General features: G+C 62.4%; 28 protein-coding genes. 8 read left to right on the top strand and 20 right to left on the bottom strand.

What is annotated here, in order from left to right; translation table 11 throughout:
* Genes QMK32_RS11095 through QMK32_RS11075 form a run of 5 tightly spaced genes read left to right on the top strand, consistent with a single transcriptional unit; the run spans position 1 to position 4,443 of the window.
* A complete protein-coding gene (locus QMK32_RS11095) occupies positions 1-699 on the top strand; it encodes a phosphoadenylyl-sulfate reductase (protein ID WP_283474967.1) in 699 nt (232 codons plus the stop codon).
* The gene (gene cysD / locus QMK32_RS11090; protein ID WP_283474966.1) at positions 696-1,640 is read left to right on the top strand and encodes a sulfate adenylyltransferase subunit CysD; all 945 of its coding nucleotides are present in this window, start codon (positions 696-698) and stop codon (positions 1,638-1,640) included. Before QMK32_RS11095 ends, cysD begins: the two co-directional genes overlap by 4 nt.
* Positions 1,640-2,950 carry a sulfate adenylyltransferase subunit 1 gene (locus QMK32_RS11085; protein ID WP_283474964.1) on the top strand — a complete coding sequence of 437 codons (1,311 nt, stop codon included), beginning with the start codon at positions 1,640-1,642 and terminating at the stop codon, positions 2,948-2,950. Before cysD ends, QMK32_RS11085 begins: the two co-directional genes overlap by 1 nt.
* Positions 2,947-3,696 carry a sirohydrochlorin chelatase gene (locus tag QMK32_RS11080; protein WP_283474962.1) on the top strand — a complete coding sequence of 250 codons (750 nt, stop codon included), beginning with the start codon at positions 2,947-2,949 and terminating at the stop codon, positions 3,694-3,696. Before QMK32_RS11085 ends, QMK32_RS11080 begins: the two co-directional genes overlap by 4 nt.
* 42 nt (positions 3,697-3,738) lie before the next feature.
* Positions 3,739-4,443 carry a hypothetical protein gene (locus QMK32_RS11075; protein ID WP_283474960.1) on the top strand — a complete coding sequence of 235 codons (705 nt, stop codon included), beginning with the start codon at positions 3,739-3,741 and terminating at the stop codon, positions 4,441-4,443.
* Here QMK32_RS11075 and QMK32_RS11070 read toward each other — a convergent pair.
* The 6 genes from QMK32_RS11070 to QMK32_RS11050 form a co-directional block, all read right to left on the bottom strand.
* Positions 4,433-5,491, bottom strand: a complete 1,059-nt coding sequence (locus tag QMK32_RS11070) for a sulfate/molybdate ABC transporter ATP-binding protein (RefSeq protein WP_283474959.1) — start codon at positions 5,489-5,491, stop codon at positions 4,433-4,435. The two genes, QMK32_RS11075 and QMK32_RS11070, sit on opposite strands and share 11 nt — an antisense overlap.
* On the bottom strand, positions 5,491-6,291 hold the full coding sequence (cysW, locus tag QMK32_RS11065; protein ID WP_283474957.1) for a sulfate ABC transporter permease subunit CysW: 801 nt from the start codon (positions 6,289-6,291) through the stop codon (positions 5,491-5,493). The genes QMK32_RS11070 and cysW overlap by 1 nt, the downstream gene beginning before the upstream one ends.
* A complete protein-coding gene (cysT, locus tag QMK32_RS11060; RefSeq protein ID WP_283474956.1) occupies positions 6,288-7,151 on the bottom strand; it encodes a sulfate ABC transporter permease subunit CysT in 864 nt (287 codons plus the stop codon). The genes cysW and cysT overlap by 4 nt, the downstream gene beginning before the upstream one ends.
* A 5-nt stretch (positions 7,152-7,156) precedes the next feature.
* A complete protein-coding gene (locus QMK32_RS11055; protein ID WP_283474954.1) occupies positions 7,157-8,179 on the bottom strand; it encodes a sulfate ABC transporter substrate-binding protein in 1,023 nt (340 codons plus the stop codon).
* Positions 8,180-8,418: 239 nt separating this feature from the next.
* The gene (locus QMK32_RS25265) at positions 8,419-8,511 is read right to left on the bottom strand and encodes an Ms4533A family Cys-rich leader peptide (protein WP_349307561.1); all 93 of its coding nucleotides are present in this window, start codon (positions 8,509-8,511) and stop codon (positions 8,419-8,421) included.
* Positions 8,512-8,657: 146 nt separating this feature from the next.
* A complete protein-coding gene (locus tag QMK32_RS11050) occupies positions 8,658-8,888 on the bottom strand; it encodes a hypothetical protein (RefSeq protein ID WP_283474952.1) in 231 nt (76 codons plus the stop codon).
* A gap of 79 nt (positions 8,889-8,967) precedes the next feature.
* Here QMK32_RS11050 and QMK32_RS11045 point away from each other — a divergent pair, with 79 nt between their 5' ends.
* Positions 8,968-11,010: a glycoside hydrolase family 15 protein gene (locus tag QMK32_RS11045; protein ID WP_283474950.1), complete on the top strand. Its 2,043-nt coding sequence runs from the start codon at positions 8,968-8,970 to the stop codon at positions 11,008-11,010.
* A 34-nt stretch (positions 11,011-11,044) separates the two neighbouring features.
* On the opposite strand, the gene QMK32_RS11040 is transcribed toward QMK32_RS11045, so the two are convergent.
* The gene (locus tag QMK32_RS11040) at positions 11,045-12,058 is read right to left on the bottom strand and encodes a nitronate monooxygenase (RefSeq protein ID WP_283474948.1); all 1,014 of its coding nucleotides are present in this window, start codon (positions 12,056-12,058) and stop codon (positions 11,045-11,047) included.
* Positions 12,055-13,896: a translation elongation factor 4 gene (gene lepA / locus QMK32_RS11035; protein ID WP_269304317.1), complete on the bottom strand. Its 1,842-nt coding sequence runs from the start codon at positions 13,894-13,896 to the stop codon at positions 12,055-12,057. The genes QMK32_RS11040 and lepA overlap by 4 nt, the downstream gene beginning before the upstream one ends.
* A gap of 114 nt (positions 13,897-14,010) precedes the next feature.
* Between lepA and QMK32_RS11030 the strand changes: the two genes are divergently transcribed.
* The gene (locus QMK32_RS11030) at positions 14,011-14,574 is read left to right on the top strand and encodes a type II toxin-antitoxin system PemK/MazF family toxin (RefSeq protein ID WP_283474947.1); all 564 of its coding nucleotides are present in this window, start codon (positions 14,011-14,013) and stop codon (positions 14,572-14,574) included.
* 1 nt (position 14,575) lies between these two features.
* Here the strand turns inward: QMK32_RS11030 and QMK32_RS11025 are convergent, their stop codons facing one another.
* Positions 14,576-15,346, bottom strand: a complete 771-nt coding sequence (locus tag QMK32_RS11025) for an aquaporin (RefSeq protein ID WP_269304319.1) — start codon at positions 15,344-15,346, stop codon at positions 14,576-14,578.
* A gap of 315 nt (positions 15,347-15,661) precedes the next feature.
* Between QMK32_RS11025 and rpsT the strand changes: the two genes are divergently transcribed.
* Positions 15,662-15,922, top strand: a complete 261-nt coding sequence (rpsT, locus tag QMK32_RS11020; protein WP_084344722.1) for a 30S ribosomal protein S20 — start codon at positions 15,662-15,664, stop codon at positions 15,920-15,922.
* Positions 15,923-15,977: 55 nt separating this feature from the next.
* Here the strand turns inward: rpsT and holA are convergent, their stop codons facing one another.
* The 11 genes from holA to QMK32_RS10965 all read right to left on the bottom strand — a co-directional run bounded on the left by holA (position 15,978) and on the right by QMK32_RS10965 (position 26,662).
* Complete coding sequence (gene holA / locus QMK32_RS11015) at positions 15,978-16,952, bottom strand: DNA polymerase III subunit delta (protein WP_283474946.1); 975 nt, start codon at positions 16,950-16,952, stop codon at positions 15,978-15,980.
* Between the two features lie 51 nt (positions 16,953-17,003).
* The gene (locus tag QMK32_RS11010; protein ID WP_283474945.1) at positions 17,004-18,569 is read right to left on the bottom strand and encodes a ComEC/Rec2 family competence protein; all 1,566 of its coding nucleotides are present in this window, start codon (positions 18,567-18,569) and stop codon (positions 17,004-17,006) included.
* Positions 18,566-19,441 (bottom strand): ComEA family DNA-binding protein, encoded by an 876-nt coding sequence (locus QMK32_RS11005; RefSeq protein ID WP_283474943.1) that lies wholly within the window; start codon positions 19,439-19,441, stop codon positions 18,566-18,568. Before QMK32_RS11005 ends, QMK32_RS11010 begins: the two co-directional genes overlap by 4 nt.
* A gap of 133 nt (positions 19,442-19,574) precedes the next feature.
* Positions 19,575-20,408, bottom strand: coding sequence for a DegV family protein (locus QMK32_RS11000; RefSeq protein ID WP_283474941.1), 834 nt, complete (start codon positions 20,406-20,408; stop codon positions 19,575-19,577).
* On the bottom strand, positions 20,405-21,166 hold the full coding sequence (octT, locus tag QMK32_RS10995) for a diglucosylglycerate octanoyltransferase (RefSeq protein ID WP_283474939.1): 762 nt from the start codon (positions 21,164-21,166) through the stop codon (positions 20,405-20,407). The genes QMK32_RS11000 and octT overlap by 4 nt, the downstream gene beginning before the upstream one ends.
* Entirely contained in the window at positions 21,153-21,818 is a 666-nt protein-coding gene (locus QMK32_RS10990) for a histidine phosphatase family protein (protein WP_283474937.1), read from the bottom strand. The genes octT and QMK32_RS10990 overlap by 14 nt, the downstream gene beginning before the upstream one ends.
* On the bottom strand, positions 21,815-22,204 hold the full coding sequence (gene rsfS, locus QMK32_RS10985; protein ID WP_084344710.1) for a ribosome silencing factor: 390 nt from the start codon (positions 22,202-22,204) through the stop codon (positions 21,815-21,817). Before rsfS ends, QMK32_RS10990 begins: the two co-directional genes overlap by 4 nt.
* The gene (gene nadD / locus QMK32_RS10980; RefSeq protein ID WP_283474934.1) at positions 22,201-22,974 is read right to left on the bottom strand and encodes a nicotinate-nucleotide adenylyltransferase; all 774 of its coding nucleotides are present in this window, start codon (positions 22,972-22,974) and stop codon (positions 22,201-22,203) included. The genes rsfS and nadD overlap by 4 nt, the downstream gene beginning before the upstream one ends.
* Before the next feature lie 75 nt (positions 22,975-23,049).
* Positions 23,050-24,468 (bottom strand): vWA domain-containing protein, encoded by a 1,419-nt coding sequence (locus QMK32_RS10975; RefSeq protein WP_283474932.1) that lies wholly within the window; start codon positions 24,466-24,468, stop codon positions 23,050-23,052.
* A 1-nt stretch (position 24,469) separates the two neighbouring features.
* A complete protein-coding gene (locus QMK32_RS10970; protein ID WP_283474930.1) occupies positions 24,470-25,357 on the bottom strand; it encodes an AAA family ATPase in 888 nt (295 codons plus the stop codon).
* Positions 25,358-25,378: 21 nt separating this feature from the next.
* The gene (locus QMK32_RS10965; RefSeq protein ID WP_283474929.1) at positions 25,379-26,662 is read right to left on the bottom strand and encodes a glutamate-5-semialdehyde dehydrogenase; all 1,284 of its coding nucleotides are present in this window, start codon (positions 26,660-26,662) and stop codon (positions 25,379-25,381) included.
* Positions 26,663-26,684: the final 22 nt, after the last annotated feature.

Raw genomic sequence — 26,684 nt, 5'->3', positions numbered from 1 at the left:
ATGAATCTTTCGGTCGAGGAGTTGAAGGCGATCGCGGAGCGTGGTGCTCGCGAACTCGACGGAGCCGACGCACACGAATTGCTGGCATGGACCGAACGCGAATTCGGAACCGACTACATCGTGGCGTCGAACATGCAGGACGCAGTCCTGGTACACCTTGCAGCCCAGGTACACCCGGGCATCGACGTCCTGTTCCTCGAAACCGGCTATCACTTCGCGGAAACCATCGGCACTCGCGATGCGGTAGAGGCCGTCTACGGTGTGAAGATCGTCAACGCCCGCGCCGAACTGACTGTGCCACAACAAGATGCAGTAGAGGGCAAAGATCTTTTCGCTCGCGAGCCGAATCGATGCTGCGCCATGCGCAAGGTCGCTCCCCTGAAGAAGGAGCTTGCAAACTACAGCGCCTGGGTTACCGGCATCCGTAGAGTCGAATCGCCCACCCGCGCGAATGCGCCACTCATCTCCTTCGACGACGGCTTCGGCCTGGTGAAGATCAATCCGATCGCAGCCTGGTCGGACGAGGACATGCAGAACTACATCGACGAGCACTCCATACTCGTCAATCCGCTTGTCGACGAAGGCTATCCATCAATCGGGTGCGCACCTTGCACCGTCAAGCCCGCCCCCGGCGCCGATCCGCGTAGCGGACGGTGGGCCGGTAAGGCCAAAACCGAATGTGGGTTGCACGCATCATGACACTGGACACGACAGCTGTAGAAACTCACCGAACACTGCTCGACAGCGATCGATTCGATACACTCGACGCGCTCGAGTCCGAGGCGATCCACATTTTTCGTGAGGTAGCAGGCGAGTTCGAGCGCCCGGTCATTCTCTTCTCCGGCGGCAAGGACTCCACCGTTTTGCTGCACTTGGCGATCAAGGCCTTCTGGCCTGCGCCACTTCCGTTCTCGCTGCTGCACGTCGACACCGGCCACAACCTGCAGGAAGTGCTGGACTTTCGCGACTACATAGTCGCCAAGTACAACCTCCGCCTGCACATCGCCAGCGTCGAGGACTACATCGCCGACGGCCGGCTCACCGAGCGTCCCGACGGCATCCGCAACCCCCTTCAGACCGTTCCGCTACTGGACTCGATCTCGGAGAATCGCTTCGACGCCATCTTCGGTGGTGCACGCCGCGACGAGGAGCGCGCTCGCGCAAAGGAGCGCATCTTCTCCCTTCGCAACGCGTTCGGCCAGTGGGACCCGAAGAAGCAGCGTCCGGAACTGTGGAACCTCTACAACGGTAAGCATTCGCCGGGTGAGCAGGTTCGGGTGTTCCCGTTGAGCAACTTCACCGAACTCGACATCTGGCGTTACATTGCCCGCGAAGACGTCGAATTGGCGTCCATCTACTACGCCCACCAGCGCCCGGTGTACCAGCGCGATGGAATGTGGATGACTCCCGGCGTGTGGGGCGGCCCGAGCGAATCCGAGGAGCTGAAGACTCTGTCGGTTCGGTACCGGACCGTGGGCGATGGTTCCACCACCGGCGCAGTTCTCTCCGATGCGGCGGACAACGACGCGATTCTTGCCGAGGTCGCGGCATCTCGGCTCACCGAACGTGGTGCCACTCGCGGAGACGATCGTGTTTCCGAGGCTGCCATGGAAGACCGCAAGCGCGAAGGATACTTCTGATGAGCAACTCTCGTTCCGGTACACAGCTTCTACGGCTTGCCACCGCGGGCAGTGTCGACGACGGCAAGTCCACTCTGGTCGGACGACTGCTCTACGACACGAAATCTGTTCTTGCCGACCAGATCGATGCCGTCACTCGGGCATCGGTCGACCGTGGACTGAGCACGCCGGACCTGTCACTGCTGGTCGACGGCCTGCGTGCCGAGCGCGAACAGGGCATCACGATCGACGTTGCCTACCGGTACTTCGCGACGCCCGCGCGTTCGTTCGTTCTCGCCGATACGCCCGGCCACGTTCAGTACACCCGTAACACCGTCTCCGGTGCGTCCACAGCTCAGCTCGTCATACTTCTCGTCGATGCACGCAAGGGCGTCATCACGCAAACACGTAGGCATGCAGCGGTTCTCGCACTGCTCGGGGTACCAAAGCTGGTATTGGCGGTCAACAAGATCGACCTCGTGGAGAATCCGGAGCAGGTATTCGCGGACATCTCGGAAGAATTCAACTCTCTGACGAGTTCACTCGGCTGGGCTACCGAGGATGTCACCGAGATACCGGTGTCCGCCCTTCATGGTGACAATGTGGCTGTGCGCTCGACCAAGACCCCGTACTACGACGGCCCGACGCTGATCGAGCATCTCGAGTCCGTCCCGGTGGACGCGGAACCTCATCGAGTCGGACTGCGATTCCCCGTGCAGTATGTAATCCGTCCGCGCACAGCCGAATTTCCGGACTACCGCGGCTACGCCGGCCAAGTCGCAGCGGGAACGGTGTCCCCCGGTGACGAAGTCGTCGTGTTGCCCTCGGGGGTACGCACGACCGTCGAGCGCATCGATACGGCCGATGGCGAACTCGGATCGGCCCATGCCGGCCGCAGCGTCACGTTGATTCTCGCCGACGACGTCGATGTATCTCGAGGTGACACCATCGCGTCCCCGCAGGATGCGCCGGAGGCCCTCGGCGAATTCGACGCCACTGTGTGCTGGCTCGCCGAGAAGCCTCTGCGGCCCGGTGCACGCCTGCTACTCAAGCACGGAACGCTTACCACGCAGGCCATTGTCGGCTCGCTGGTGGAGCGGTTCGACGAACAGAAGTTGACGTCCGAGCCGTCACCGGAATCGCTGGAGCTCAATGACATCGGTCGAATCTCGGTTCGTGTTGCCGAGCCGATCGTGGCGGATGACTACCGGGTCAACCGTCACACCGGAAGCTTTCTGCTGATCGAGCCGAACGGCGGAAATACCCTCGCTGCCGGTCTGGTCGGCGATGCGTTGTCCGCCGTCGAGCTCGGGACGCCGACACCGGTGTGAGCGTGCTGATTGCCACCGCTCACGGTAGCCGCGATCCGCGCTCGGCTCGTACGGTGCACGCAGTTGTCGATAGAATCCGACTTCGGCGCCCGGATGTGGATGTGAGAGTGGCGTTTCTGGACCTCACGGAGCCACACGTCGATCGAGTGATCGACGATGTCGCGCTTGCGGGCGCCGACTCGGCAGTCGTCGTTCCGCTGCTGCTCGGGAGCGCGTTTCATGCGAGAGTGGACTTGCCGACGATGCTCGATGCGGCACGGCAGCGGAACCCCGGATTGCCGCTGGTGCAGGCCGACGTACTGGGCGAGGACCAACGGTTGGTCGATGCCGTTCGCTCACGCGTATTCGACGCAGGCGTCGACGTCGACGACCCCGATGTCGGTGTCCTTCTTGCCGCTGTCGGATCCTCGGACGGTGCCGCCAACGAACGCACTCGTGCCATTGCTCGAGACGTTCTCACGGGAACTCGTTGGCGCGAGGCCGTGACATGCTTTGCGACCGTGCCGAATTCGGGTCCTGCCGAGGCTCTCCAGCTCCTGCACAGCGCCGGTGCGAGAAAGATTGTGCTCGCGCAGTGGTTCCTCGCACCGGGGTTGCTGACCGACCGGGTATCCGCAGTTGTGGACGCATCAGGTTTCGAGGTCGTCCGAGCGGACGTCATCGGTGCGCATTCGTCGGTGGCCGAGGTGGTGTCCCATCGTTACGATTGCGCTCTGTCGCAGACTGCCCGACCGGTTCTTCGCTGAGGGTCCTGACCTGTCTTCCGACACTCCTGCGAGACTGTCGAGATGGACGATGAGTGGTCGGACGAGGATCTTCAACAGGATATCTCCGAGGGGCGTTGGGTTGCCGACAGCGTAACGTTCGCCCCCACTACGACAGTGGGATCCCTCGTCCCCGCGGGCTTCGACGCTTACGCCCGAATTTTGTACCCGGTATGTCTGTCGACTCCCGACGGCGGCAGCCGCCTGGTGCGTTGGTCCGACATTGCACGTCACACCGGCACGATCGCCCACGCCGAGATGGAACTCCACGCGCTCACAGCGAAAAGAGGACCTGGGTTCCTTCGCTCGGATCCCCCTACCCCAGCTACACAAGTCTTCGACTGGCACGAACAACTCGAGGGAGTGGTACAGGTGCTTGCCGAGCACACCAGCACGCCCGACGACTGCTGGTTCGCATTCTGGGAAGGCAACACCTCCCTCGACGACATACGCATGACTGCACCGACAGTCACGATCGGCGGCTTCGATTACTTTCTGCTCAGAGGACACGGCGCACGCGCCACACAGCCCTTCCGCGCACTTGCACCGCACATCTGGTGGCCCGCCGACCACTCATGGTGCGTGGTCGCCCACTTCGATTTCCCCTGCGTCTATCTCGGAGGAAGCCGTCAGGCGGTAGGGGACGTACTCGCCATGCCTGAAATCGAGGCGTGGCCGGCGCGAGTCGACCAGATCGTGACTGCAGACAACGATCACCTCAATTCATAGATCTTCCGGCCGGCGCCATTGTGCCCTTGGAATTGAGGATCTTCGGGATCCGTGTGGCGCGTACGTACACCGTCTCTCCGGCGTTGAGTTGGAGCGCTTCACTGTCGCCGCGAGTGATCTGCGCAGTGAAGGGTTCTCCGGTTGCAGCATTCTTCAGTTCGACCTTCACCTCGAACCCGAGACGTACGACGCGTTCGACGATGGCGCGAGTCACGCCCGCAGATTCTGCTGTCCCGTTTTCCTGCGCCAGCGACATGCTCGGATCCCGACCGACGCGAATGTCGTGCGGTCGGACCAGTAGTCCGTTGAGCTTTGCGACCTGCCCGAGGAAGGACATCACGAAGTCGTTCTCGGGACGATCGTAGAGGTCCTCGGGGGTACCGACCTGCTCGATCCGTCCCTTGTTGAGCACCGCGATCCGGTCGGCGACGTCGAGTGCCTCTTCTTGATCGTGTGTCACCAATACCGTCGTGACATGCACCTCGTCGTGCAATCGACGCAGCCAGGTCCGAAGGTCCTCACGGACCTTCGCGTCGAGGGCGCCGAACGGCTCGTCGAGCAGCAGCACTTGCGGGTCGACCGCGAGCGCGCGTGCCAGTGCCATACGCTGCCGTTGGCCGCCCGAAAGCTGCGCCGGAAATCTGCTTTGGAAGCCGGCGAGGCCGACGATCTCGAGGAGTTCGTCCACCTTCCGCTTGATTTCCGGTTTCGGCCGCTTCCTGATCTTCAGTCCGAATGCGACGTTGTCCCGAACGCTGAGGTGCTTGAAGGCTGCATAGTGCTGGAAAACGAATCCGATCTCACGACGCTGGGGGCTCACCCACGTCACATCCTGGCCGGCCAGGACCACCTGACCGGAGTCGAGTTGCTCGAGGCCTGCAATCGACCTCAGCAAGGTCGACTTACCAGAGCCGCTGGGGCCGAGCAACGCCGTCAGCGAACCCTTCGGGATGTCGATGCTGACGTTGTCGAGTGCGGCGAAGTCGCCGTATTTCTTGTTGGCGCCGACAACGGAGATCTCGATCTCGTTGTTCTTCGATCCGGTCATTACTTCGTCCTCTTTTTGTCGAGGGCAGTCATCAACAGCAATACGATGACGGCAATTGCCATGAGCAAGGTGGATGCAGCGTATGCACCCGCTTGGTTGAAGTCCTCGTATCGTGAATTCACCAACAGCGTCAATGTCTGCGAGACGCCAGGCAAGTTGGTCGACACCATGATCACGGCGCCGAACTCTCCGAGCGAACGCGCAACGGTCAGGACGATTCCGTACGTCAGGCCCCAGCGAATAGCAGGAAGTGTGATCCTCCAGAAGGTCTGCATCGAAGAAGCCCCCAACGTCGATGCAGCTTCTTCCTGCTCTTCACCGATTTCGTAGAGCACCGGCTCCACTTCGCGCACCACGAAGGGCAGCGTCACGAAAATCGTCGCTATCACCATTCCTGGCAGAGCGAAGATAATCTTGAAGCCGAGACTCTCGATGCCACCGAACCAACCGTTTGCGCCCCACAGCAGGATGAGCGCGACGCCGGTGACGATGGGCGACACCGCAAATGGAAGGTCCACGATGGCCTCGAGGACGCCCCTTCCCCGGAATCGTCCACGCACGAGTGCAAGAGCAGTGATGACTCCGAACACGACGTTGATCGGTACGACGATCGCGACGATCAGCAGCGAAAGTTGCAGTGCCGACTGGGCTGCCGGCGTTGTTATCAGTCCCCAGAACTCGGCGATCCCATTTTCGAATGTCCGATAGAGGATGGCGCCGAGCGGAAACAACACCAGTGCAGCGAGATAGAACAACGCAACGACCCGCAGAGAGAGCTTGACCGGGATCCCCAGCTTCATCGGATCTGTTCCTCTCTTCGAGCGAGTCGACTTCCTACGATGCGAAGAACGAACAGCACGACGAACGCCAACGCAAGCAAGACGACCGAGATCGCCGCTGCGTCGACCTGATGGTCGTACTCGATCAGTTCACGGATGTACTGGGATGCGATCTGCGTTTGCCCTGGGATGTTGCCGCCGATGAGTACAACCGATCCGAATTCGCCGATGGCCCTGGCGAATGCCAATCCGGCACCACTCAGAACTGCGGGCATCAGCACCGGAAGCACGATGCGCCGGAAGATGGTCCAGTTCCCTGCCCCCAGCGATGCCGCGGCTTCTTCCACCTCTTTGTCGATCTCGATGAGTACGGGTTGTACCGCTCTCACTACGAACGGCAAGGTTACGAACAGCAACGCGACGACGACAGCGGGCCTCGTGGCATTGAAGACCAGGCCGATGGGACTGGTCGGGCCGTAGAGCGAGAGCAGCACCAGGCTCGCCACGATCGTCGGCAGTGCGAACGGCAGGTCGATCACCGCATTGACGAATCGTTTGCCCGGGAACTCGTCTCGAACGAGCACCCACGCGATCAGTGTGCCGAGGAAGAGGTTGATGATCGCGGTGGCCGCCGATACTTCCAGCGTCACCCTGAATGTCGCAATCGCACGCGGCTGGGTTACCGCATCCCAAAAGCCGGCCAGCCCGTTGTCGAACGATTTGACCAACAACGCTGCAAGCGGCAGCAATACGATGATGCTCAACCACAGCACGGCCACTCCGAGGCCGAGTGGGCCGACGGAGCCGGGACCGCGGAACTTGCGCCCCTTACGCGAAGTTGCGCGCCATGACCGTGACTCGGCCTCAATAGTGGTCGACATGGTTGCTACTTGGTGTTTTCGCTGTAGATGGTCGTGATCGCACCGCTGTCACCGAACAAATCGGCGTCGACCTGACTCCAACCACCGAGATCGCCGATAGTCCGCAGCTTCTCCGGAGTGAAGAACTTGTCGGAGTACTCGGCTGCAACGTCCGGGTTGGCGGGGCGGAATCCGGCCTCCGCCCAGATCTTCTGTCCCTCGTCGGTATAGATGTAGTCGTTGAGCGCATTGGCCAATTCGAGCTGGCCGCTGGTGTTCACCACAGCTACGGGATTGTCGATTCGGAAAGTATCGGCCACATCGATGTGCTCGACCTTCTCGCCCTGCTCTTCGATGAGGAGTGCCTCGTTCTCGTAGCTGATCAGCACGTCGCCCTGCCCCTGCAGGAACGCCTCGGTCGCCGCGCGACCCGACTCCGGTTGCACCGGAAAGTGTCCCGAGACGAGCTTGCGAACATAGTCGAGACCCGCCTGCCGATCCTGACCGCCGTTGCTCTTTGCCGCATACGGCGCGAGCAGATTCCACTTGGCCGAACCGGAACTGAGCGGGCTCGGGCTGATGACCTGGACATCAGGGGCGAGCAGGTCGTCCCACGTTCGAATATTCTTCGGGTTCCCCTCACGGACGACCAAGGTGACGACCGAACCGAAAGGCACACCGCCGTAAGCGTTCTGGTTCCAATCCTCGTCGACCTTGCCCGCCTTGACCAACCGTGTCACATCCGGCTCGACGGAGAAATTCACGATGTCTGCCGGGGCACCGTCGACCACTTTGCGTGATTGGTTGCCCGAGGCGCCGTAGTCGGCATTGATCGAACTGTCCTCGCCCGCTTCGCTTCCCGCGAATGCAAGCCCAATCGCATCCCAGCCGTTCTTTGGCACTGCGTAACCGACGAGGGTCAGGGCGGTGCCGCCCGAGGATCCGCCCGAGTCACCGACGACGTCGCTGGATCCACCTCCGCAGGCGGAAAGAACGAGAGTTCCCACCGCAACGAAGGTGGTGAGCAGGTAGCGAGAGCTGTGTCTCATCGAAAAGGAGCCTTTCATCTGTTCAGTCCGTTCGAAGCCGATTCGCGGCTGTACGAGAGGACGGTGTGCGGGCACGCATGCGCGGAACGAGAGACCAGCGCAGCGAAAGTAGAGAGGCGGCCGGTCGCCTGGAGAGATGTCCGGCATCCACGTCGAACAAGCAGCGCAGCCAACGACAGGTCGCAGCGAGCAAGCAGGCTATGACGCCTGACCGTCACAGGGCCCGAGCGCCAGGAGGTCTATGGACAACAGTCGATATCGGCAACTGCGAGCATGCCGACCGCAATCAACGCCAACTCATGGCGGACTCGGTACTCGGCAGCGGCAGACACGGACAGAAATCTAGCAGAGGATCCTGGTGGACTCTAATTCCTCGATCGGCCCCGGCGTATATACGTCGACTACCTGGTCAGAAACCAGGCGATCACGACGAGAACGAGTAAAGCGAACAGTGCTAGCGAGACCCTCGACCGTGGCATCAGTGGCCTTCCGTTTTCGACGTTTCTTGAAATGGGGCTTCCAGCTCGGCCTGAGAGTGAGCATCTCGACCCAGCACTCGCAGCAATGCTGCAAGAACTCGGTCGAACAGGACCGCGAGCCCGAATGCAACGGGTACGACCACCAGCAGCACTACGAGCGACTGTGGAATGAACGGGAGAGCGATGATCCACAGTTCGATCCCGTCCCACCAGGTCGCTATCGCATCCACGCCCCTCACTCTATCGGTCCGCCACGCCGAGAAAGCCCGGCGGTGGACGACGGGCACCCACACCGATGATGATTGGATCATGACGGCATTCGAGAACGAGTCGACAGTAGTTCCCGTAACCGACGGCACTGTCCTGGCAGCGGGGGTACCCGACGCCGACGGGCACCACTCACAAGGTGCTCTGTCCAGTACGGAGGCCCCAGTTTCCAGCCTCACCTCCTATCGAAGCGCATTCCCTCCGATCGACGATTATGCGTTTCTGTCCGATTGCGAGACGACATGCCTCATGGCCAGGAACGGTTCGGTGGAGTGGATGTGTATCCCACGCCCCGATTCCCCGAGCGTGTTCGGTGCGGTACTGGACCGTAGCGCCGGCCACTTTCGGGTCGGCCCGTACGGCCAGTCGGTTCCAGCTGCCCGACGCTATCTGCCCGGCGGCTTGATCGTCGAGACGACGTGGCAGACCGAGACCGGATGGCTCGTCGTCCGCGATGCGTTGGTGATGGGTCCGTGGCACAACACCGATCAGCGTTCCCGGTCACACAAGCGGGCACCGACCGATTGGGATGCCGAGCACATCCTTCTCCGCACGGTCAAATGTGTCAGCGGCACCGTCGAATTGGAGATGAGTTGCGAGCCTGCATTCGACTACCACCGTGCTCCCGCGCAGTGGGAGTACACCGGCAAGGTCTACGAGCAAGCAACAGCTACATGCGAGGCCAGTACTGACGGAGACCAGCCGACGCTGACCCTGACAACCAACCTTCGTATCGGCATCGAGGGCCGAGAAGCTCGCGCTCGTACCCGCATGGCCGAGGGTGACAACATATTCGTGGCGCTCTCATGGTCCGATCTCGCCGCACCTGCAACATTCGAAGAAGCCTCCGAGAAGATGTGGCGTACCGCCGAATGTTGGCGTCAGTGGATCACCATCGGACGGTTCCCCGACCATCCGTGGCGCGCCTACCTGCAGCGCAGTGCGCTCACTCTCAAGGGTCTCACCTACGCACCCACCGGCGCCCTGTTGGCCGCGTCGACGACATCTTTGCCGGAAACACCCGGTGGAGAACGTAATTGGGACTACCGGTACACCTGGGTACGCGACTCGACCTTCGCTCTGTGGGGCCTCTACACGCTCGGTCTCGACCGCGAAGCCAACGATTTCTTCTCGTTCATGGCCGATGTGTCCAGGGCCGAGAACGGCGATGCCAACCCACTCCAGGTGATGTACGGCGTCGGCGGTGAGAAGACTCTCGAAGAGAGCGAGCTGCTCCACCTGTCCGGTTACGACGGCGCACAACCGGTCCGCATCGGAAACGGCGCGTACAACCAGGAGCAGCACGATATCTGGGGGACGATGCTCGACTCGGTGTACCTCCATGTGAAGTCACGCGAACATGTACCGGAGTTCTTGTGGCCGCTACTCAAGCGACAGGTCGAAGAAGCGATCGCGAACTGGCGCAAGCCCGACCGCGGAATCTGGGAGGTGCGAGGCGAACCGCAACATTTCACCTCGTCCAAAATGATGTGCTGGGTAGCGCTCGACCGCGGCTCGAAGCTTGCCGAAATTCACGGCGAGAGCGGTTATGCCGACCAATGGAACGATATTGCCGACGAGATCAAAGCCGATATCCTCGAGCATGGCGTCGACTCTCGCGGGGTGCTGACTCAGCGGTACGGACACGCTTCTCTGGACGCGTCATTGCTGCTGGCGCCGTTGCTCAGATTCCTCCCACCCGACGACGAACGCATCAAGGCGACAGTGTTGGCCATCGCCGACGAACTCACCGAGGACGGGTTGGTGCTCAGGTATCGCGTCGACACGACCGATGACGGTCTGGCGGGCGAAGAAGGAACCTTCACCATTTGTTCTTTCTGGCTGGTGTCGGCGCTCGTGGAGATCGGCCACCTACAACGTGCCAAGCATCTGTGCCAACGTTTGCTGGGATACGCGAGTCCGTTGAAGCTCTACGCCGAAGAACTCGATGCGAAGACCGGTCGGCACCTCGGCAACTTCCCGCAAGCATTCACTCACCTAGCGCTCATCAATGCCGTTGTCCACGTCATTCGAGCGGAGGAAGCTCAGGCCAGCGGACACTTCAAGCCCGCGCACGCCCACTGAGTTCCCTCAATACCGGCCACTCGACGCCGGACCATCAACGCCGTAGCTGCTGCGCCCATTCGGCCAGCAGCTCGGCAGCGGGGACCGCCCTGGCTCTGAGGTGGCCCGTGCCTGCCCACATCGACAGCCCCGACGGATCACCCGCAGCGGCAGCCTTGGCCCGCATGGGGCCTGTGAGGTAGTGCACGTCCGGGTAGGCCAGCGGTGCCACGTCGGAGTTCTCCGAGATGAACTCGTTTACGAGCCCACGTGCTGGACGGCCGGAAAACGCGCGGGTCACCGCGGTGCCGGACGCCTTCCTCAGCTGCTCTCGGTGGACCGCCCTGGTACCGGCCTCCGGGGTATCGAGAAAGGCCGTGCCCAGCTGCGCGGCGTGCGCCAATCCTGACGACACCAGCGGTGCGATGTCGTGTCCGTCCATCAATCCGCCCGCAGCAATACGTGGAAGAATCGACGCCGCCCGCACGGCCTCGAGTACGCCGGTCAACGGAACATTCGGGGCCGAACCATCGAAACTTCCTCGATGGCCGCCGCTTTCGGGGCCTTGCACCACGAGTGCGTCCACCCCGTTGGCTTGCGCCTCCTGCGCCTCCGACCCGCTCGTCACGGTGCACCAGACCTCAGTGCCTACTTCGTGCAGCGCAGCGACCTCCGCAGCACTGAACGTGCCGAACGTGCTAGTCACGAGGGGAACCGGGTGCTCGACGAGCCAGCTGAATTTGTCGGCGTAGTAGTCGTCGCGGCGCGGCAACTCCCCCGGTTCGACGTCGTACCGCGCAAACCATGACTCGAGATGCCGCGCATACGCAGCGACATCGGCGCCTGTCGGGTCGTCCGGGATGAACAAGTTGACGCCGAAAACGATGCCTCGCATCGAATCTACCTGCGCGGCAAGCTTATCGACGTCGAGTAGGGCACCGCCCAGCATTCCCAGTCCACCCGCGTTCGACACCGCTGACGCGAGTTCCACGGTCGAGGGCCCACCGGCCATCGGCGCACTGATCACCGGGACACGAAGCCCGTCGAGGATGACCGTGGAGCGAATCACTTCTTCGGCTTGTCCGTCGACGACTCCGAAGACAATGCGGCAACGAAGGCTTCTTGCGGAACCTCGACCCGACCGATGGTTTTCATCCGCTTCTTGCCCTCTTTCTGCTTCTCGAGGAGTTTGCGCTTACGGCTGATGTCACCGCCGTAGCATTTAGCGAGCACGTCCTTACGGATCGCGCGGATGTTCTCGCGAGCGATAATCCGGGACCCGATAGCAGCCTGAATGGGCACCTCGAACTGCTGGCGCGGAATCAACTCTTTGAGCTTGGTGGTCATCTTGTTTCCGTACGCGGCCGCGGCATCCTTGTGCACGATCGCCGAGAAGGCGTCGACTGCCTCGCCCTGAAGGAGGATGTCCACCTTGACCAGAGCTGCGCTCTGCTCGCCGATCTCCTCGTAGTCGAGGCTCGCGTAGCCACGGGTACGCGACTTCAAGATGTCGAAGAAGTCGAAGATGATTTCGGCCATGGGAATCGTGTAGCGCAGTTCGACACGCGTCTCCGACAGATAGTCCATACCTCCCAGCTCGCCGCGCCTGCCCTGGCAGAGCTCCATGATCGAACCGATGAACTCGCTCGGGGTGATGATGGTGCACTTCACCATCGGCTCGAAGACGTCGCGCACCTTGCCCTCAGGCCAGTACGACGGATTCACCACCACATGTTCGGCGTTGTCTTCCATCTCGACGCGATACACCACGTTCGGGGAGGTGGAAATCAAATCGAGGTTGAATTCGCGTTCTAGGCGCTCACGGGTGATCTCCATGTGCAGCAACCCGAGGAAGCCGCAGCGGAAACCGAATCCGAGCGCGACCGAGGTCTCGGGCTCGTAGGTGAGTGCAGCGTCGTTGAGTTGCAACTTTTCGAGTGCGTCACGCAGGTCCGGGTAGTCGGAACCGTCGAGTGGGTACAGGCCGGAGTACACCATCGGGCGGGGTTCGCGATAACCGGTGAGGGGTTCCGTCGCGCCCTTGCGCGCCGTGGTGACGGTATCGCCGACCTTCGACTGTCGAACGTCTTTGACGCCGGTGATCAGGTACCCGACCTCGCCGACGCCGAGACCCTTGGTCGCTTTCGGGTCGGGTGAGACGATCCCGACTTCGAGAAGTTCGTGAGTCGAGCCGGTCGACATCATCGTGACCTTCTCGCGGGGATTGAGAGCCCCGTCGACCACTCGGACATAGGTGACGACGCCACGATAGGTGTCGTACACGGAGTCGAAAATCATTGCCCGCGCCGGCCCGTCCGGATTCCCGACTGGCGCGGGAACAAGCTTGACGACCTCGTTCAGCAATTCCTCGACGCCGACACCCGTCTTGCCAGACACGCGAAGTACGTCTTCCGCTTCGCAACCGATGATGTGCGCGATCTCGGCGGCATAGCGGTCGGGGTCCGCTGCGGGAAGATCGATCTTGTTCAGGACCGGAATGATCGTCAGCTCTTTTTCGAGCGCAAGATACAGGTTCGCGAGCGTCTGAGCTTCGATCCCCTGCGCGGCGTCGACCAGCAACACTGCCCCCTCACAGGCCTCGAGCGCACGAGAGACCTCGTAGGTGAAGTCGACGTGGCCGGGTGTGTCGATGAGGTGGAGTACGAACTCCTCGCCGTCGACCAACCACGGAAGGCGAACGTTCTGCGCCTTGATCGTGATGCCGCGTTCACGCTCGATGTCCATACGATCGAGGTATTGAGCCCGCATCGATCGGTCATCGACGACGCCCGTGAGCTGCAACATCCGATCTGCCAGCGTCGACTTGCCATGGTCGATGTGGGCGATGATGCAGAAGTTCCTGATCCTGGACGGATCGGTGAACGTCGTGTCGGCGAAGCTGGGCACTTACGATCCTTTGGCCGGGGAGAGGAGCGAACGGACAGACCCCATCTTCCCACGTCTCGCGCTCGAAGACTTCCCCGGCTGGCCGTTCGCGCGGAATGACTAGACTGTTGTCGCATGGCTGGGAACTGGAGCAAGTTCGGTAAGGAATTGAGCAGGATCGCGCGGCGCGAGGGCCCGAGACTGTTCCGTCAACTTCAGAGTTCGGGCGCCCTCCAGAAGGGCATCGATGCCCTGTCGAGTAAAACCTCCTCCGGTCCGACCGTCGATCCAGGGCGTCCGGTTGCGTCGCACACGGTCCCGACCGCACATCGCGCACGACGGGTCGAATACTCCCCCGATCTCGATGGGAAAGCCGATCCCGGTGAAATCGTGTGGACCTGGGTCACCTACGAAGAAGACGTGAATCAGGGCAAGGACAGGCCCGTCCTCGTGGTCGGACGCGATGGCGACGTCCTGCTCGGATTGATGCTGTCGAGTCAGAGCAAGCGCGATGGTGAACGAGACTGGGTCGCCATCGGTTCGGGCTCCTGGGACAGCGAGGGACGGCCTAGTTGGATTCGACTCGATCGGGTCCTCGACGTCCCCGAATCAGGGATTCGACGCGAAGGTGCGGTACTGAACAAGTCGAAGTTCGACATCGTGGCGTCACGTTTGCGCACAGACTTCAGCTGGACCTGATTCAGGAGTCGAGACGGTTGTATCGGCCGAACACGCCGCGATAGATGAGGGCACCCAACGCTCCGCCTAGCAGCGGAAACACGACAAAGAGCCAGACCTGAGAAAGCGCACCGGGTTGCCACACCGCGACGGCGAGGCTTCGAGCGGGATTCACCGACGTGTTGTCGATCGGGATGGCAACCAGGTGGATGACGGTGAGTGTGAATCCGATCGATACCCCCGCCAGTGGAACGTCGGAGATCTGATCGGTCGACGCCAACACCACGAAAACGAGCAGCGCGGTCAGCAGCACCTCGATGACGATCGCGGCGCCGATGCCGTAACCGTTCTCCAGCACACCCCCGAGCGGGCCCTTGATTGCAGAGGGGCTGTGCGCGCCCCAACCGTTTGCGCCGAGTCCGTCCACTTTTCGGTCGTACGACGGGAGACTGTTCGCGACCGCGAACAGCGTCGCGCCTGCGATGAGTCCGCCTATTACTTGAGAGAGGACGTAGAGCCCCGCTTTGGCGATCGACAACCGCCCCAGTAACAACTGCCCCATGGTGACGGCGGGATTGACGTGGCAACCGGAGATCGGGCCGATCGCGTAGACGAGAAACAGCAGTGTCAGACCGAAAGCGAGTGCAACGCCGAGGTTTCCGACTTTATCCCCCGCGAACACTGCCGTACCGACGGCGGTGAACACGAGCACGAAGGTGCCGATCGCCTCCGCGACATACTTTTTCGTGTCGGAGATTACTTCCGGTTCCGCATACTCCTGTGCTGTCGACATGTCCCCACCTTGATGAGAAGGTATTCCCGACCAAATTCTGTCGAGCAGTAGGATACGTCAATCATGTGATCTCCACCACACATTCAGGTAGTGGACCTGCCACCGGCAGCGACTTCCGATCAGCACTCCACAGAGAGAGTTTTTCAGCCTCCGCCCTCGGCATCCATGCCGAGAACGTCGCCGATTTAGGTTATGTCTGCCAGTGCTGGTATTCTCGACCTTCGGCGCTGGGCCCAACAGCTCGGCAGCATACTTCGGGCATTTCAGCATGGATCGCCCTGACCGGAATACCGACGAAGACAGAAGGATTTACGCGTGGCAAACATCAAGTCCCAGAAGAAGCGGATTCTCACCAACGAGCGTCAGCGACTGCGCAACCAGTCGGTGAAGTCTTCGCTGCGGACGGTCATCCGTTCCTTCCGTGATGCCACTTCGACCGGCGACAAGGACAAGGCCTCGGCATTGCTCCTCACTGCAGCTCGCCAGCTCGACAAGGCAGCAAGCAAGGGCGTCATCCACAAGAACCAGGCGGCCAACAAGAAGTCGGCACTGGCTCTCGCGGTCAACAAGCTCTGATCTTCACGTAACAAAAGAACCCGCTCGGATTGCCGAGCGGGTTCTTTTGCGTGCCCTACCTGCTGCTCAGTTCCGCCACCACTGACACTGCACGCTCGACGGCGTAGTCGAAATCGGCGGCTTGCCCCTTCACGTCTGCATTCAGCTGAGCCACGATCTGCAAGGCTTCTGCGATCGTTCGACCGTTCCACGTGCGGGCCTGCCCCTGTGCCTTCTTGATCTTCCAGGGCGGCATGCCCAGCTCTCCCGCCATCCGGAAGGGATCTCCGCGTCCTGCCGACCCCACCAGCGCAATGGTGCGTACCGCATCTGCCAACGCATCGGCCAGAAGCACGTGCGGCACACCCCGGTGCTGCGCCCAGCGCAAGGCCTCCAACGCGCCGGGACGGTCCCCCGCTACTGCCTTGTCCGCGACGTCGAAGCCGGACACTTCTGCTTTGCCGGAGTAATACCGACGTACAGCGGCGACATCGACCTTGCCACCGGTGTCGGCAATCAACTGCGAACATGCAGCGGCTAGTTCGCGGAGTTCGGAACCGACCGACTCGACTATTGCGTCGACTACGTCACCGCTGACCCGGACCTGTGCGGCGGTGAACTCGCGTTTGACGAAGTCCACTCGCTCGGATGCCTTGGTCAGCTTCACGCACTCGTGGGTCACGGCCCCACTCTTCTGCAGCGATCCGACCAGAGCCTTTGCGCGCCCACCGCCAGAGTGCATGACGATCAGCACTGCGCCGGCCGGCGGGTCTGCCGCCGCATCGACAACGATGGCCATTGCGTCCTTACCTGCTTCGGCCGCGGCCTCGAGCACTACTACCCGATCCTCGGCGAAGAGCGAGGGGCTCAGCAGCTCGGCCAATTCCGGGGCGCTGGCGTCACCGGCACGAAGCTTCGTCACCGGGAGATCTTCACCGGGTTGTTGAGTCGATCTGATCTGCCCGACGATCGACGCTACTGCGCGGTCCATCAGCAACTCCTCGTCGCCGAGGACGAGATGGAGGGCTGCAGGTGGGGTATTCGCATTCACATGTGCGATCGTGCCATGCCGGTCCGACCTTTTCCGAACTCCATGCAGCTCTCACGCCCGAAGTCCCGTGAGCCAGAACAACACGAGGACTACGCAGAGACCGCCGAGGATCCAGCGGGCGAGTTGTAAGCGCAGTGCGAGTACGAGGACGACGAGCGCACCGACCACCGCTGCGGCACCGGGAACGCCGCTGGTGATCTCGAACCCGGCCCCGGGTACCGACGCGGCCCACTGTGCGACGGAGATCAACCACCACAGTGGGGCGGATGCCACCAGAACTATCAGCGATGCGGCACCGGTGGCGAAGGTCGCTACGACGGCCACGATCGCACCGATCACTGTGATGGGCGCCACGAGTGGAGCCACGGCTACGTTCGCCACCACACCGACCGCTGAGAACGTGCCCGACATCCCTGCCACCACTGGTGCCGTCACCGCGTGGGCGGCGGCTGCCACCGCCACGATCTCGGCGCTCGCTCTCCCCCATCCATGTCTGCGTAGCCAGTCCACCCACACCGGAGCCAAGACGACCAAACCTGCCGTCGCCGACACCGACAGCGCGAACCCGAAGTCCACGGCAAGTTCCGGCCACCAGGCGATCAGTCCGAGTACCGCGGTACACAGAGCTGGTACCGCTTGGCGCCTGCGTCCGGTGACAAGTGCCAGCAGTCCGATGCTTCCCATCACTGCCGCCCGCAGCACACTCGGAGACGGACGCGCGATCACCACGAAGATCAGCAAAATCAGAGCGCACACCGATGCCGTTGTGCGCGGGCCAGTTCCGATTCCTCGGGCGAGCAGAAGGACAGCACCGAGCAGGATCGAGAAGTTCGCACCGGAGACCGCCGTCAGATGAGTCAGACCAGCAGCCCGGAAATTGTTCGCTGTCTCTTCCGGTAACGCGGACACGTCGCCGACCACCAGTCCCGGCAAGAGACCGCCCCGGTCCGGCGGCAACGACGTCGAAGCGACGAGGGCGAGATTCGATCGGACATGCCGAGCGGCCGCGGCGAGAAGTCCGGGTTTCGAGACCGAGGTCGGCGGGCCGTCGACTCGCACCACGGCCACGGTGAGGTCTGCGCGGTCCGGTACGGACAGCTGCCCGCGGAGCGTCACCTCTTGGCCTGGTACCAGGTCGTCCCAACCGTCGGTAGGTGCGATGACCAGTACACGTCCACCGACGCGGTGTGGTGTGCCCGCAATATCCATTTGCGTCAGCTCGGCTCGGACCGTCACGGTCTCGGGCCCAGCGGAGCGTGACGATCGCGGATCTTCACGCACGGTCACGGCTGCGCTGATCCAGGCCTGCCGTTCTGCGGCTCGGCCGACAGGGCTTGTCTCGAATACTCCGACGTGTATTGCGGCCGCTGCGGCGAAGCACGCTCCCAGAACGAGCATCGCCACCACGCCTGGCACCACGCGCCGAACCGAGACGGACTGTTCCGAAGCCACTGCAGCACCGGCAACACCGATCACAGCAGCGGCAACACCGAGCGCAGCGGCGAGAATTGTCACCGCTGCGGATCCGGCCAACACGCCGAACACCATCGCAGCCCAACACAGCAGAGTCGACGGGACCAGCCGAAAATCGTAGGGACGGATCTCCGGTTCGGTCACACGAACACCTGGCTCCGGAGCTTCTCGAGACGAACGGGTCCGATACCGTCGACCTCGCCGAGTTGAGTGACATCGGTGAACGGCCCGTTCACCTCACGCCACGAGACGATGTTCGCGGCGGTTACCGGGCCTACTCCCGAGAGGGCATCCAGCTCGGTTACCGTTGCGGTGTTCAGATTCACCGTGCCGGTGTTGGAGCTGCCGGCAACCGGTGCTCCGGTCGATTCCGACTTCTCCGTCGTACTCGAACTTGCTTGGGCGCCTGAGGTTCCCGAAGCCGCCGACACCGTTGCGCTCACCAGAGGCCGCGGATCCGGCGGGATGGCCCCGACTACGATTTGATCGCCGTCGGTGACCTTCGCTGCCAGGTTCAGTGCCAAGACGTCCGCTCCGTCGAGCGGACCTCCCGCCGCAGCCAATGCGTCTGCCACCCGCGAACCGGGAGGCAGATGGATCAGACCCGAAGACGACACCAGTCCGACGACACTGACTACGACGTCTACTGCAGGAACCGGCTCCGATCCTTCGCTGGGGTGACCGGACTTCGACGGTGTCGCAGCAGCCCCGGACTCGGGTGTCACCGCCGGAAGCGGCGGCACTGGAACGACTTCCGGAGAATCACGAAGAAACCCGAAGCCGGCCACGAGGACGACGAGCAGGCCGACGCCGCACAATGCGAACATGCCTTTCCGCCCCGGATCGAGTCTGGCACCTCGCCAACGCTCCGGAAGATACGGCGAGAGCGCCGTCGTGCGGCCTTCTTCTACATCGAGCCAATTATCTTGTGCCGAAGCATCATCGATACTTTCAACGGACTCGGGATCGCTACCCGAACCAGTCAGTGATCGTAGTCGCTCTTCGGGTCTCGCCATGTCACGGACACTAACGACGGCGACATCACTTCGGCACAGAATTGCGTGGTCACCGATTGCCCTGTGGAACAAGGCCTCGCCTGTGGACAACACCCCTCGCACAACCGAAAACTCTCGAGCGACAGGACAGTGGTCACACCTGCGGGCACACCGCGACACCCACTGCGCCTGGACCCACATGAGCCCCGACAACAGCGCCGAACGGCAGCGTTTCGAGCGTGACGATCTGCGGGATGCGGTCGGCGAGCATCGAAGCAACGGTCGCCGCGCGGGCTTCGCACTGCATATGATGAACGGTGAGCGCAACCCCCGATTCTCCCGATACGGCGGCAACCGCCTCGACGAGCTTGCCGAGTGCCTTCGTAGAGGTCCGAGTCTTTTCTTTCAACACGAGCTTTCCGTCGGCCAGGTGGAGCACAGGCTTCATGGCAAGCGCCGTCCCCAACAACGCTGCCGCCGCCCCGATCCGCCCGCCGCGGCGTAAATGATCGAGTCGATCGACCACGATGAAGCATCGAGTCCGGGCGGACACCGCCACGGCTTCGGCATAGACCGAATCGAGACTGCCGCCGCCGGCAGCAACACGCGCCGCCGAAAGTGCGGCGTAGCCGACTCCCATGCCCACAGCAGCCGAATCCACGACGCGAACACGATCACCCAGTTGGGCGGCGGCTTGCCGTGCCCCATCCCAGGTGCTCGACAGTCCACGCGAGATATGGACGGCCACCACTCCAGCACCGTCACTTCGCTCGAGTGCCGCGCCGTACAGATCGACCAGCTCGCCCGGCGAGCTGCCCGCGGTGGTCACCGGTCCGTCGGCGGCAAAGTCCTCGGGGATGTCGTCGATACCTTCGCGGAGATCGACGCCGCCGACGAAGACGTGCAGTGGTGCGATCGTGATACCGGCACTGCGCGCGGCACCAGGTTCGAGGCACGCCGAAGAATCGGTCACTACCGCGATGGTCATAGCGCGGTTCCCTGTGCCTTGCGAAGTTCGACCAGCATCGCTTCGGCCACGGCGACGTGCGCGTCCCAGCCCCAGTGGATCCCGTCCGGGTTGGCGTTGTCGGAGTAGATGTTCTCGCGGACTGCTTCTGCAAGGTCGACCAAGGGGACGCTCGTGCTCTCACTCCAGGTGCGTAGTGCGCGCTCGGCCGCTGGTCGACCTGCATGGACCTTGCCGTATGCGTCACTGCGATGCACTGAGGGCAGTGTGCCGATGACGGGAAGCTCCGGTCGAACGTATGCCAAAGCAGCGCGCGCCTGCTCGAGATAATCGACACTCAGCTTCGGTGGCAGCGCTACCGGCCAGCGCAGATGCGCGAATCTCGGTTGTACCCACTGATATCCAGCTCGAACGACCCGCCGCAGCGCAGGCGGACGGACGTAACGAATTTGCTCGCGTAGAGCCGTCGGCAACGGTGACGGCAACGAGTCCATTCCGCCGACACCGAAAACGACTGCACCCGCTTTCGGGATGGCAGCCCAGACTCGCGGATCCTGGGTCAGAGCCCACCAGACATCACGACTGGTCCAGCCGATTCGGGCAACCAACTCGACCCGCCATCCGAGCTCGGCCGCGACGAGGTTCGGCCAAATTCTCGGATCATCAACCGGCAGACCACCTTTGGGGCCGTAGTAACTGAGGGAATCGGCGAGCACCAGCAGTACCGGCGGAGCATTCTTCTCGGCCACAGGCGGTGCGTAGTCGTCAGAGGATGTCATTGGCCACTCGCGCCGACGCGTTCCAGACATCCAAGCGCCAACCGAGGTCTTCGCCCTCCCCGTGAGTGCTCAGCTGTACCCAACTCGTGTTGGAGAGACCACCGAGAACCGGCCAGCGATCGACCGGAAGGTCGAGTAGCGAGGCGGTGAGAGCGGCGATCAATCCGCCGTGCGCGACGAGCACGACCGGTCGATCAGAGGCGTCGGCCCCCCACTCTGGTAGCTGCTCCAGAAGTTCTTCGACGACGGGCACACTGCGACGGGCCACGTCGAGACGGCTTTCACCCCCGGGTGGTGTGATCGAAGCGTCGGCGCGCCACTTCAGACGCGCTCCAGGTGCCTGCACATCGACATCGAGGTGCGTGAGCCCCTGCCACTGACCCAGGTGCGTCTCACGCAACCGCGCGTCGGTCGAGACCGGCAGTCCCGAGGCGTCCCCGAGTGCGACGGCGGTGTCGAAAGCGCGAGCAAGGTCCGATGAGACCACGCTCAGCGGCGAACGCAGTGTCAGTTCCGCTGCCGCAGTTTTGGCCTGTGTGCGCCCCAGCTCCGACAGATCGGTATCGAGCTGACCCTGCATCCGGCTCGTCGCGTTGTATTCGGTCTGACCGTGGCGCAGCAGGATCAAATGCCGCTTGACGGCAGCGCTCACTGCTCCGTTTCCGGTTCCGCGCGCTCGCCGAGCCCCGGAACCTCCACGGTCGGGCAGTCCTTCCACAAACGCTCGAGTGCGTAGAAGTTGCGCTCGTCCTCGTGCTGAACATGGACGACGACGTCCACATAGTCGAGCAGCGCCCATCGACCCTCGCGGGTGCCTTCTTTGCGCACCGGCTTGAAACCGGATTCGCGCAGGGTGTCCTCGATGCTCTCCACGATCGCGTTGACCTGACGCTCGTTCGATGCCGAGGCGATCACGAAGCAATCGGTAATGAACAATTGATCCGACACGTCCAACACAACCACGTTCGTTGCGAGCTTGTCGTCGGCTGCGAGTGCCGCAATTCGCGCCATTGCGACGGCCTCGTTTGTTGCAGTCACTTGACTTCTCTCCCACTGTTCAGGCTCGAGTCCTCGGTCACTGCGCTGGTGACGGACTCTGCCGGTTGCTGTTTTTGTGGCGCAGGCTCCGACATGGTGACGGAGCCGTCGAGACGCTGTGCGCCCCTGGGTCGGTATAGGTTTCTCTTCGAGATGTACTGCACCACGCCGTCGGGTACGAGGTACCAGACCGGGCGATTCTCGCTTGCTCGGAGCCTGCATTCGGTAGAGGAGATTGCGAGTGCAGGGATCTCGATGAGCGTAAGCGCATCCGGTGACAAGTCTTGCAGGTGATCCGCCAGGTGCTCGACACCCAATTCGAACCCCGGTCGCGATACGCCGACGAATTTCGCCAGTTCGAAGAGTTCCTCCCAGTTCTGCCAGGTGAGGATACTCTCCAGCGCATCGGCTCCGGTGATGAAGTACAGCTCCGCAGTGGGATGCTGCGCGCGAAGATCGCGCAGTGTGTCGACGGTGTAGGTGAGCTTCTCGCGATCGACATCGACTCGGCTGACCGAAAACCGCGGGTTGGAGGCGGTAGCGATCACTGTCATCAGGTACCGGTCCTCGGCCGGGCTGACAGACTTACCTTCTTTCTGCCACGGCACACCGGTCGGAACGAAGATGACCTCATCGAGATCGAACGTATTGGCAACTTCACTCGCCGCTACGAGGTGCCCGTGGTGGATCGGATCGAAGGTTCCACCCATCACGCCCAGCTTTCGGCGCGTTGCCGAATCGGAGGCTACGGCCGGAGATGGTTGCTGCACGATTGTCGAGCTTACTTCGCCCCGGCAACGCGTCTTCGGCCAGACACCGTCCGGAGGTCCCGGTGGGCTCGAAGATCACACCGGGAGCAGTCTCGACACGATGTCGGCCAGCTGCTGCGCCGAACGGCACTCGTACATGTTGATGACCTCGCGATAGACATCGGCGGCGGAATCGCCGGACCCCCATTGTCCGATCGGCTCCGGGTTGAGCCAATAGGCATGCTTGGCGACCGACACCGTGTGGGCCAGGGCGGCGACCTTCGGATCACGGTAGTTCGTCCGGGCATCACCGAGTATCAACACCGAGGTCCTGGAGGTGACGGATTGGGCGAATCTGTCGTCGAAAGTCTGGAACGCATTTCCGTAGTCCGAGTGCCCGTCGAAGGTGATCAGATCGGACTCGCGGATGATCCGCGACATCGCAGCGCCGAGATCGGCACTGGAATCGAAGAACTGCGTCACCTCGTCGGTCGAGTCTATGAAAGCAAAGATTCGGACCTTCGAAAACTGCTCGCGGAGAGCATGAACCAACAGCAACGTGAAATGACTGAAGCCGGCGACCGAGCCCGACACGTCGCACATCACCACCAGTTCGGGCCTGAACCGACGGGGCTTGCGCTGCACGAGATCGATCGGTACGCCGCCGGTGGACATGGATTTGCGCAGGGTCCGACGCAGGTCGATCGAGCCGGCGCGGCTTCGGCTGCGTCGCGCAGCGAGCCTGCTGGCCAGAAGCCTGGCAAGCGGTGTGACGCTGCGTCTGAGTGCCACCATTTCGGTGTCGGACGCACGAAGAAAGTCGACTTCCTCAGCCAACTTGGGAACGCCGTAACTTGCCACTCGCTCGCGTCCGAGTTGCTCCGCTGCGCGACGCCGGGTCTCGTTGTCGATCATCTTGCGAAGATCGGCGATACGCGCTGCAGCGGTGCGCTTGGCGACCTCGTCCTCGTACGGCGACGAGGACCGGTCCGAACCGGTCGGCGCGTTACCGAGAAGACCCTCGAGAATTTTGCTCAGCAACGTATCGGGTGCGACGTCGCGTAGCGCCTGATACGCAGAGAACGACGGCCCGTTCGTCGAGGTGTACTGCCCGAGCTCCTCGACCATCTGTGCGGCGAGCATTTCGGTGAGGCTCACCGCCTCCGGGCTGCCGTCGACGAGCAGCTCGGTGATGAGTTCGCGTAGCGCAGTGATGTCGACCTCGCCGTCGGCTGCGCGCGGAAGGGCAGTGTCGATCTTCCCCGCGTCCCGTTGCCCTGACGCCGCTGGAAACCACAGATCGAAGAGAGCGTCGAACGTGTCACGGTGCGTGGGCCGACGAAGGAGCGAGCATGCAAGCCCCTCGCGAAGCGCTTCGCGGTCCAGCATATCGAGCACCGAGAGCACTCGACCTGCGTCGATGGTTTCGGACGGCCCGACCGCGATCCCGCGTTTACGCAACGCGGTGACGAAATCCACGAGGTGACCGGGCAGACCGTGCGGAGGTGACTGCATGTCAGTTCAGCCGAAGCTCGGCCGCAGCTTTGATCTGGTCGGATTGGTGTTTGAGGACGACACCGAGGGTGGCTCGGACCGCGTCGTCGTCCAGGGTGTCCATTCCGAGTGCGAGGACAGTGCGACCCCAATCGATGGTTTCGGCCACCGATGGCAGCTTTTTCAGTTGCATCGCGCGCAACACTCCGATTGTGCGCACCATCTGCTCGGCAATCGCTTCCGGAAGCTCCGGCACTCGACTGGCGAGGATTCGCAGTTCGAGATCGGCGTCGGGGAAGTCGAGATGCAAGTAAAGGCAGCGCCGCTTGAGCGCTTCCGACAACTCACGGGTTGCGTTCGATGTCAGGATGACGAACGGCTTCCGCGTTGCGGTGATGGTCCCCAATTCGGGAATGGTCACAGCGAAATCGCTGAGTACCTCGAGCAGCAAACCCTCGATCTCGACGTCGGCCTTGTCTGTCTCGTCGATCAGCAGAACGGTTGGATCCTCGCGTCGAATGGCCTGCAGCAATGGCCGGGCAAGCAGGAACTCTTCGGAAAAGACGTCCAGCTTCGTCTCGTCCCAATCCTGATGCCCGGCCGAGCTCGACTGAATGCGCAATATCTGCTTGGCGTGATTCCACTCGTACAGCGCTCGTGCCTCGTCGACGCCTTCGTAGCACTGCAGTCGAATCAGTTCGGCGCCGGTCGATTGAGCGACGGCACGGGCAAGTTCGGTTTTCCCGACTCCTGCCGGGCCTTCGATCAGAAGTGGCTTGTCCAGTCGATCGGCAAGGAACACCGATGTTGCTGTGGCTTTGTTCGCCAGATAGCCGGTCTCGCCGAGCCGGGTGACGACGTCGTCGACGCTTGCGAACAGCGGCGGCGACGTCGGTAGTGCTCGATCCACGTCTGCTCCTTCTGCTTCTTCTCAGACCGCGCGGGTATGTCCTTCGCCCCAGACGGTCCATTTGGTGGAGGTCAGTTCCGGCAGGCCCATGGGCCCGCGAGCGTGCAGTTTCTGCGTCGAGATTCCGATTTCTGCGCCGAACCCGAACTGCTCTCCGTCGGTGAATGCTGTCGATGCGTTGACCATCACGGCTGCGGCGTCGACCCGGGCAGTGAACTCTCGGGCCGCGCTGAGGTCTGCGGTCACGATTGCTTCGGTGTGTCCGGTGCCGTATTCGTCGATGTGCGCGATGGCCTCGTCGATACCGTCGACGACCTTGAGGGCGACGTCGAGGGACAAATACTCCTCGGTCCAGTCCTGTTCGGTGGCGGGCACGAGCCCGGGTAGGTCGCCGTGCACGACGACGCTATGGCTCTGGAAAGCCTGTAGGAGCTGCGGGACGGCAGTCTCGGCGATTGCCGCGTCGACCAGGACGGTCTCTGCTGAATTGCAGACGCTGACGCGTCGAGTTTTCGAATTGAGAACGATCTTCTCGGCCATGAGAAGGTCGGCCGCGGAATGAATGTAAATGTGGCAGTTACCCACTCCGGTCTCGATCGTCGGTACCGTAGCATCTCGCACGACGGCCGCGATCAGTCCCGCGCCGCCGCGCGGGATCACGACGTCTACCAGCCCTCGTGCCTGGATCAAATGCGTGACGGAGGACCGATCCGCGCTCGGAAGCAGTTGCACTGCGTCGACCGGAAGACCGCTTGCTGCCAGCGCATCCTGCAACACCTGGACCAGTGCGGCATTGGAACGGGCAGCGGACGAAGATCCCCGCAGCAGCGCCGCATTTCCTGATTTGAAGGCAAGTCCGAACGCATCGACCGTGACGTTGGGTCGGGCCTCGTAGACCATGCCGACGACGCCGAGGGGCACCCGTACCTGGCGAATCTCCAGCCCATTGGGCAAAGTCGAACCACGTACGACGCCGCCGATAGGATCCGGCAGCCCTGCGACCTTCCGCAGGCCCGCAGCGATACCGTCGATACGTGTGTCGGTGAGTCGAAGTCGGTCGAGCAGTCCTTCGTCGGTTCCGGCGGCGCGCGCGGCGTCGACATCGGCAGTGTTCGCGGCCAGTACCTCGGGAACTGCCGCCAACAGGGCATCGGCTGCAGCATGCAGCGCAGCGTCCTTGGCTGCGGTCGTCATCAGCGCCAAGGTCTTCGATGCCACGCGTGCGCGTCGGGCCGCGGTGTGAACCTGCTCACGCGTATCGAGTTCACCGATGGTCGCGTTCGCCGAAACAGGTGTGACCGTCATGCCCTACACAGTAGCCAGCGAC

Origin of the sequence: Rhodococcus sp. H29-C3, assembly GCF_030063405.1 — a bacterium.
GTDB lineage: Bacteria > Actinomycetota > Actinomycetes > Mycobacteriales > Mycobacteriaceae > Rhodococcoides.
Note: the sequence above shows the minus strand (reverse complement) of the source record. Positions and strands in the feature narration are given on the sequence as shown.